This window comes from Janthinobacterium sp. BHSEK (genome assembly GCF_056174685.1).
In genome coordinates, this window is record NZ_JBWBYV010000085.1 from 1 (window position 1) to 6,541 (window position 6,541).

A 6,541-nucleotide genomic window follows, 5' to 3' on the forward strand; every position below is an offset into this window, starting at 1 on the left:
GCCGTCAAGCGTACTGCTTTGACAAAAATTCATCTCACCCCTCACAAGTCGTCGCAGCCCTCGCCACCCGGTGATGGTAAAGTGTGGCCTGCTGCGAAAAATTTGATCACGCGTATATTTAATGAGCATCCCCGCCGTGCAAGGCGAGGGACGACAACGATGCGCGCAGGCTCCGCCAAGCACACGAACACGATACAGAACAACGCTTAAAATCAAAGACTTACAATGAATATGCAGTCAAATACCGAACTGACAAACATCGCCAAGAGCAAACTTACGCCGATGATGCAGCAATATATCGCCATCAAGGAAAACCACCCGACGATGCTGGTCTTCTATCGCATGGGCGATTTCTATGAGCTGTTTTTCGAGGATGCGGAAAAAGCCTCACGCCTGCTGGGCATTACCCTGACGGCGCGCGGCGTGGCCAGCGGCAACCCCATCAAGATGTGCGGCGTGCCGTTTCATTCGCTCGATGGCTACCTGGCCAAGCTGGTCAAGCTGGGCGAGTCGGTGGCCATTTGCGAGCAGATCGGCGACCCGGCCACCAGCAAGGGGCCGGTCGAGCGCAAGGTCATGCGCGTCGTCACGCCGGGCACCCTGACGGATGCGGACTTGCTGCCAGAAAAGGCCGAGCGCCCGCTGCTGGCCATGTGCAGCATCACGCAGCGCAAGACGGTGACCACGGGCCTGGCCTGGCTGTCGCTGGCCAGCGGCGCCTTGAAACTGATGGAGTTTTCCGGCGACAGCGCCACCGTGGCGGCGCGCCTGCAGCAGGAACTGGAACGCATCGTGCCGGCGGAAATTCTCAGCGGCGACAACGGCAACCTGTTCGACGACTACGCGGGCACGCACATCAACCGCGTGCCGGACTGGCATTTCGACGTGGTCGGCGGCCACAAGGCCTTGCTCGACCAGTTGGGCGTGGCGACCTTGACGGGCTTTGGCGCCGATGGCCTCGGCGCCGCATTCGGCGCGGCCGGCGCGCTGTTGCGCTATGCGCAATCGACGCAGGGACGCGGCTTGCAGCACGTGCGCTCGCTGACGACGGAAACGGAAAGCGAATTCATCGGCCTGGACGCGGCCACGCGGCGCAACCTGGAGCTGACGGAAACCATCCGCGGCCAGGAATCGCCAACGCTGTTTTCCCTGCTGGACCATTGCCGCACAGCCATGGGCTCGCGCATGCTGCGCCACTGGCTGCACCATGCGCGGCGCGACCAGAACGTGGCCCGCGCGCGCCATGAAGCCATCGCCGCGCTGGCGCAAAGCGAAGCGGCCGCTCCGCTTGCCGCCACGTTGGCGCAAGTGCCCGATATCGAACGCATCACCACGCGCATCGCGCTGCTGTCGGCCCGTCCGCGCGACTTGGCCGCCCTGCGCGACGGCTTGCTGCAACTGCCGGCCCTGCGCGGCGACATCGTGCGCTGCTACAGGGGTGAACAATGCGGCCAGGGCGGCGAAAGCGGCTTGCTGGCCACCATCCACGGGGCGCTGGCCACGCCGACGGCCTGCCTGGATTTGCTGGTGCGCGCCGTGGCGCAGGAACCGGCCGCCATGGTGCGCGACGGCGGCGTGTTTGCCACCGGCTTCGACGCGGAACTCGATGAACTGCGCGCCCTGTCGGAAAACGCGGGCCAGTTCCTGCTCGACCTGGAAACGCGCGAGCGCGCCCGCACGGGCATCGCCAACCTGCGCGTCGAATACAACAAGGTGCACGGCTTCTATATTGAAGTCACGCACGGCCAGACGGACAAGGTACCGGACGACTACCGCCGCCGCCAGACCCTGAAAAACGCCGAGCGCTACATCACGCCGGAACTCAAAGTGTTCGAAGACAAGGCCCTGTCGGCACAGGACAAGGCCCTGGTGCGCGAAAAACTGCTGTACGACCTGCTGCTGGCCGAGCTGGCGCCGCACATCGGCACCTTGCAGACCATTTCTCAGGGCCTGGCCCAGCTCGACACCCTGAATGCGCTGACGGAACATGCGCAGCAGCACAACTGGGCCGCGCCGCAACTGGTCGACGAGCCGTGCATCAACATCGTCGAAGGCCGCCACCCCGTGGTGGAAAAGCAGATCGAACGCTTCATCGCCAACGATTGCCGCCTCGCCAACGAACGCCGCCTGCTGCTGATTACCGGTCCGAACATGGGCGGTAAATCGACCTTCATGCGCCAGGTGGCATTGATCACCCTGCTGGCCTACGTGGGCAGCTACGTGCCGGCCGCGTCCGCCACCATCGGCCCCATCGACCGCATCTTCACGCGCATCGGCGCCACCGACGACCTGGCCGGCGGCCGCTCGACCTTCATGGTCGAAATGACGGAATCGGCAGCGATTTTGAACGGCGCCACCGAGCATTCGCTGGTGCTGATGGATGAAGTGGGCCGCGGCACCTCGACCTTCGACGGCCTCGCCCTGGCCTGGGCCATCGCGCGCCATCTGATCGATACCAGCCGCAGCTTCACCCTGTTCGCCACGCACTACTTTGAGCTGACGCAACTGCCGGACAGCCACCCGAGCGCCGCCAATGTGCATCTGTCCGCCGTCGAACACAAGGACAGCATCGTCTTCCTGCACGCCGTACAGGCCGGTCCCGCCTCGCAAAGCTACGGCTTGCAGGTGGCCCAGTTGGCCGGCGTGCCGCAGCCCGTGATCAAGGCCGCGCGCAAGCACCTGGCGCGCCTGGAAGCGCAGGCGCTCGACGCCACGCCGCAGCGCGACCTGTTCGCGCTGCCTTCCGCCGATCCGTATGCGCAAGAGGAAGAAGAGGCAGCGGCGGCGCCGCTGGCCGCGCTCAATGAAGCGCAGCAAGCCCTGCTCGACGCCATCGCCGACCTCGATCCCGATGCGCTCACGCCACGCGATGCGCTGGAACAGCTGTATCAGTTGAAACGGCTGGCCGCCGCATGACCACGATCCGCCTGCTGGCCACCGGCTTGCTGGCCGTCAGCCTGCCATGGCAAGCGGCGCTGGCGGCCCAGGGCGACCAGGCAGGCTTCGAGTTTGCCGTGCTGGGCCATTCCTTCAACGCGGGGCCGGACGATGGCCCCCTGAAGAAAGCCATCGCCGACACCAGCGCCTTCAATGCCTCCTTCGTGGTAGCCACCGGCATCAAGGCCGCCAGCGAATCGTGCAGCGACAAGCTGTACAGCCAGCGCAAGGACTTGCTCGACGCCAGCGGGCCGCCGCTGATCGTCTCGCTGTCGGCCAGCGACTGGGCCAACTGCCGCAATTCGCGCGGCCGCATCAACGCCATCGAGCGCTTGAACCGCCTGCGCGACGTGTATTTCGCCGACGACCAGAGCCTGGGCCAGCGCAAGCTGACCCTGTCGCGGCTGTCATCGACGGCGAAATTCCGCAGCTATGCGGAAAACGCCCACTGGGAATACGGCGGCGTGCTGTTTGCCACCATCAACCTGCCCGCGAATAACAACCATTTCCTGCCAGAAGCGGGACGCAACAGCGAATTCGAAGACCGCCTGGTGGCCAACCGTTCCTGGCTGCAGCGCCTGTTCGCCATGGCGCAGCGCAAGCAGCTGGACGGCATCGTGCTGTTCTCGGACGGCGACGTGGGCGCGCTGGACGAAGACGATAATTCGCTGCTGCCCAGCTTCAGTTCGAAACAGGACGGCTTTGCGGGACCGCGCAAGCAGGTCCGCACCCTGGCGAAAAAGTTCAGCGGCAAGGTCTTGCTGGTCGATACGCGGCACGATGGCGACGCGGACGGCAAGGAGGGAAAAAATAAAAAGGCCGCAGCCAGGACGGGCGCGCCGACAATCCGCTGGAAAGGCAACCTGGGCCACGTCAGCATCGACAACGACTGGTCCGCCATCGCCGTACGGCCCGGCAAGACGCCATTCTTTGAGGTACGTCAACGTGCCACCCGCCCATCGGCGCAAGCGAGGGCCAAGGCGTCGACTGTGCGCCGATAAAAAATAAGGCCGACGAAGTCGGCCTTTATTCATTCAATCCACCAGCGTCACGACGCCTGACAAAACCGTCGCGAGCAGCTGCGCGGCGTGGCCGAGAAGCGCAACCGTACATAAAGTACGGTGAGCATCGCCGGCCGCGCCCCGCTGCGCGCAGTAGGTTTGGTCAGGAGTCCTCAGTGGATCGGATGGGTGCGGAAGTGATCGCCTTCGTCGCCTTCATCTTCATCATCGCCATGGTCATGGCCGTGTGCGCCATGCACGTGGCCGTGGGCGATTTCTTCTTCGGTGGCTTCGCGCACGTCAGCGACGGTCAGCGAGAAGCGCAGCGCGATGCCGGCCAGGGGATGATTGCCATCCAGCACGACCTTGTCGTCGGCGATATCGGTGACGGTGAAGATCATCGCTTCTTCGTCCGGCGAATCGCTTTCCGGCATGCCTTCGAACTGCATGCCCACTTCCAGCGGCTCAGGCAGGCGGTTGCGCGGCTCGACCTTGACCAGGGCTGGATCGTATTCACCGAAAGCATCGTCCGGTTCGATCTGGATCGTGTTGGAATAGCCAACTTCCTTGCCGTCGAGCTCTTCTTCGATCTTCGGCAGGGTGTTTTCATAATCACCGTGCAGGTAGACCATCGGCTGACGGCCGTCTTCGATCAGATTGTCTTGCGCGTCTGACAGTTTGTAGTTGACAGTCACGACCGTATTTTTGGCAATCTTCATTATGCTTCCTTTCATTGTATAAGCTGGCAAATTATACCTTCACGCCGCCAACGGCAGGCGCATTCCTGCATTTCCGGTTGTTATAATGGGCGCATGAAAAAATTAACTCTCCTCGGCGATATCACGCCGGCGCAGTTCCTGCGCGACTACTGGCATAAAAAACCCTTGTTGATCCGTCAAGCCGTGCCTGGCTTCAAGGCGCTGTTCGATTTCAAGGCCCTGGCCGAGCTGGCCACCCTCGACCACGTCGAATCGCGCCTGGTCAGCCATGCGGATGGCCACTGGAACATGCAGCAAGGACCGCTGACCAGCCTGCCATCGCTGAAACAGAAGGAATGGACCCTGCTGGTGCAGGGCGCCAACCTGCACAGCACCAAGGCCGACGCCCTGCTGCGCCAGTTCCGCTTCCTGCCGGATGCGCGCCTGGACGACCTGATGGTCAGCTTCGCCACCGACGGCGGCGGCGTGGGCCCGCATTTCGATTCCTACGACGTATTCCTGCTGCAAGGCCAGGGCAAGCGCCACTGGCGCATCGGCGCGCAGAAGGACTTGAGCCTGATCGACGGCTTGCCGCTGAAAATCCTCAGCAACTTCACGCCCGACGAAGAATTCACCCTGGAACCGGGCGACATGCTGTATTTGCCGCCCCACTACGCGCACGACGGCGTGGCCATCGGCGACTGCCAGACGTATTCGATCGGTTTCCGCTCGCCATCGTTCCAGGAACTGGGCGAAGCGTTCCTGCAATTCATGGCCGACTCGATCGACTTGCCGGGCATTTACAGCGATCCGGACCTGAAAGCATCGGGCAAACCGGCGGAAATCCCCCGCGAAATGCTCAGCACCATCACGGAAGAAATGAACAAGGTGCGCTTCACGGAAGAAGACGTGACCATTTTCCTGGGCGAGCACCTGTCGGAACCGAAGCACAACGTGTTTTTCACGCCGCTGTCCAAGCCGCTGACGGTGGGCCGCTTCGCGGACGCCGCACAGAAAAAGGGTGTCGTGTTGTCGCGCAAGACGCTGATGCTGTATCGTGGCAAGAATGTCTTCATCAATGGCGAATCGTTTGCCATTGGCAAGGCCGATAAAACGGCCCTGGAAACCCTGGCCAATGAACGCGCCCTCGATGGCGCCGCCGTGGCCCAGGCTTCCGATGACGTGATGGATGCCTTATATACCTGGTATCAGGATGGCTGGATCGAACTGGCTTGAATGACGCGGCGTAGCAAAAGTGGTATTACAGCAGGTAGAATAGCAGCGTCTGCGACAGCGCAATGAAACATAATATTTTTATATCGTTTTGTCGCGCTTTCGCAAATCGCTTACACTTGCTTGCAATTTGCTTCGGTAAATATTGCGATATCACAAAATAGTTGCGAATTTGCCTCTTGCTCCTATTGCGACGCACCAAAAATCGCTATAATATTCGGTTAGGAAGTTTCCGTTGTCTGGCAGGCACCACCTGGTACGAAAAGCCTTCGAAGACGACCTAACGAGCGATAATTACCGGTAATTATTCATCGCAACAATATTGATTTATTTTTTGAAATAATTAAGGAAAACAAATGAAAAAATCCCTGCTGATCGCCTCCCTGATGGTTGTTGCTCTGGCTGCTTGCAGCAAAAAAGAAGAAGCTCCTGCACCAGCACCAGTAGTTGAAACCCCAGCACCAGCACCAGCAGTTGAAGCTGCTCCAGCTGCTGCTGCTGACGCTGCTGCTTCGGCCGCTACCGACGCTGCTGCTGCTGCTTCGAGCGCTGCTTCGGCCGCTTCGGACGCTGCTGCTGCCGCTTCGGCTGCTGCATCGGCTGCTAAGTAATTTAGCACCCAGCACTAGAGAAAGCCGGCCTTAGGGCCGGCTTTTTTGCGTCCGGCGTTTT

The 6,541-nt window shown here is 61.4% G+C and carries 5 protein-coding genes; 4 read left to right on the forward strand and 1 reads right to left on the reverse strand.

What is annotated here, in order from left to right:
- Nucleotides 1-231: 231 nt before the first annotated feature.
- Together mutS and AC0V2Y_RS24845 are read left to right on the forward strand one after the other, a co-directional pair.
- Nucleotides 232-2,916: a DNA mismatch repair protein MutS gene (gene mutS, locus AC0V2Y_RS24840; protein WP_475416530.1), complete on the forward strand. Its 2,685-nt coding sequence runs from the start codon at nt 232-234 to the stop codon at nt 2,914-2,916.
- A complete protein-coding gene (locus tag AC0V2Y_RS24845) occupies nt 2,913-3,938 on the forward strand; it encodes a hypothetical protein (protein ID WP_475416529.1) in 1,026 nt (341 codons plus the stop codon). Before mutS ends, AC0V2Y_RS24845 begins: the two co-directional genes overlap by 4 nt.
- 173 nt (nt 3,939-4,111) lie before the next feature.
- On the opposite strand, the gene AC0V2Y_RS24850 is transcribed toward AC0V2Y_RS24845, so the two are convergent.
- Complete coding sequence (locus AC0V2Y_RS24850; RefSeq protein WP_035821149.1) at nt 4,112-4,657, reverse strand: FKBP-type peptidyl-prolyl cis-trans isomerase; 546 nt, start codon at nt 4,655-4,657, stop codon at nt 4,112-4,114.
- Nucleotides 4,658-4,750: 93 nt separating this feature from the next.
- On the opposite strand from AC0V2Y_RS24850, the gene AC0V2Y_RS24855 reads away from it, so the two are divergent.
- Both AC0V2Y_RS24855 and AC0V2Y_RS24860 read left to right on the forward strand, forming a co-directional pair.
- Complete coding sequence (locus AC0V2Y_RS24855) at nt 4,751-5,872, forward strand: JmjC domain-containing protein (protein ID WP_475416528.1); 1,122 nt, start codon at nt 4,751-4,753, stop codon at nt 5,870-5,872.
- Nucleotides 5,873-6,225: 353 nt separating this feature from the next.
- On the forward strand, nt 6,226-6,480 hold the full coding sequence (locus AC0V2Y_RS24860; protein ID WP_071650198.1) for a hypothetical protein: 255 nt from the start codon (nt 6,226-6,228) through the stop codon (nt 6,478-6,480).
- Nucleotides 6,481-6,541 lie beyond the last annotated feature (61 nt).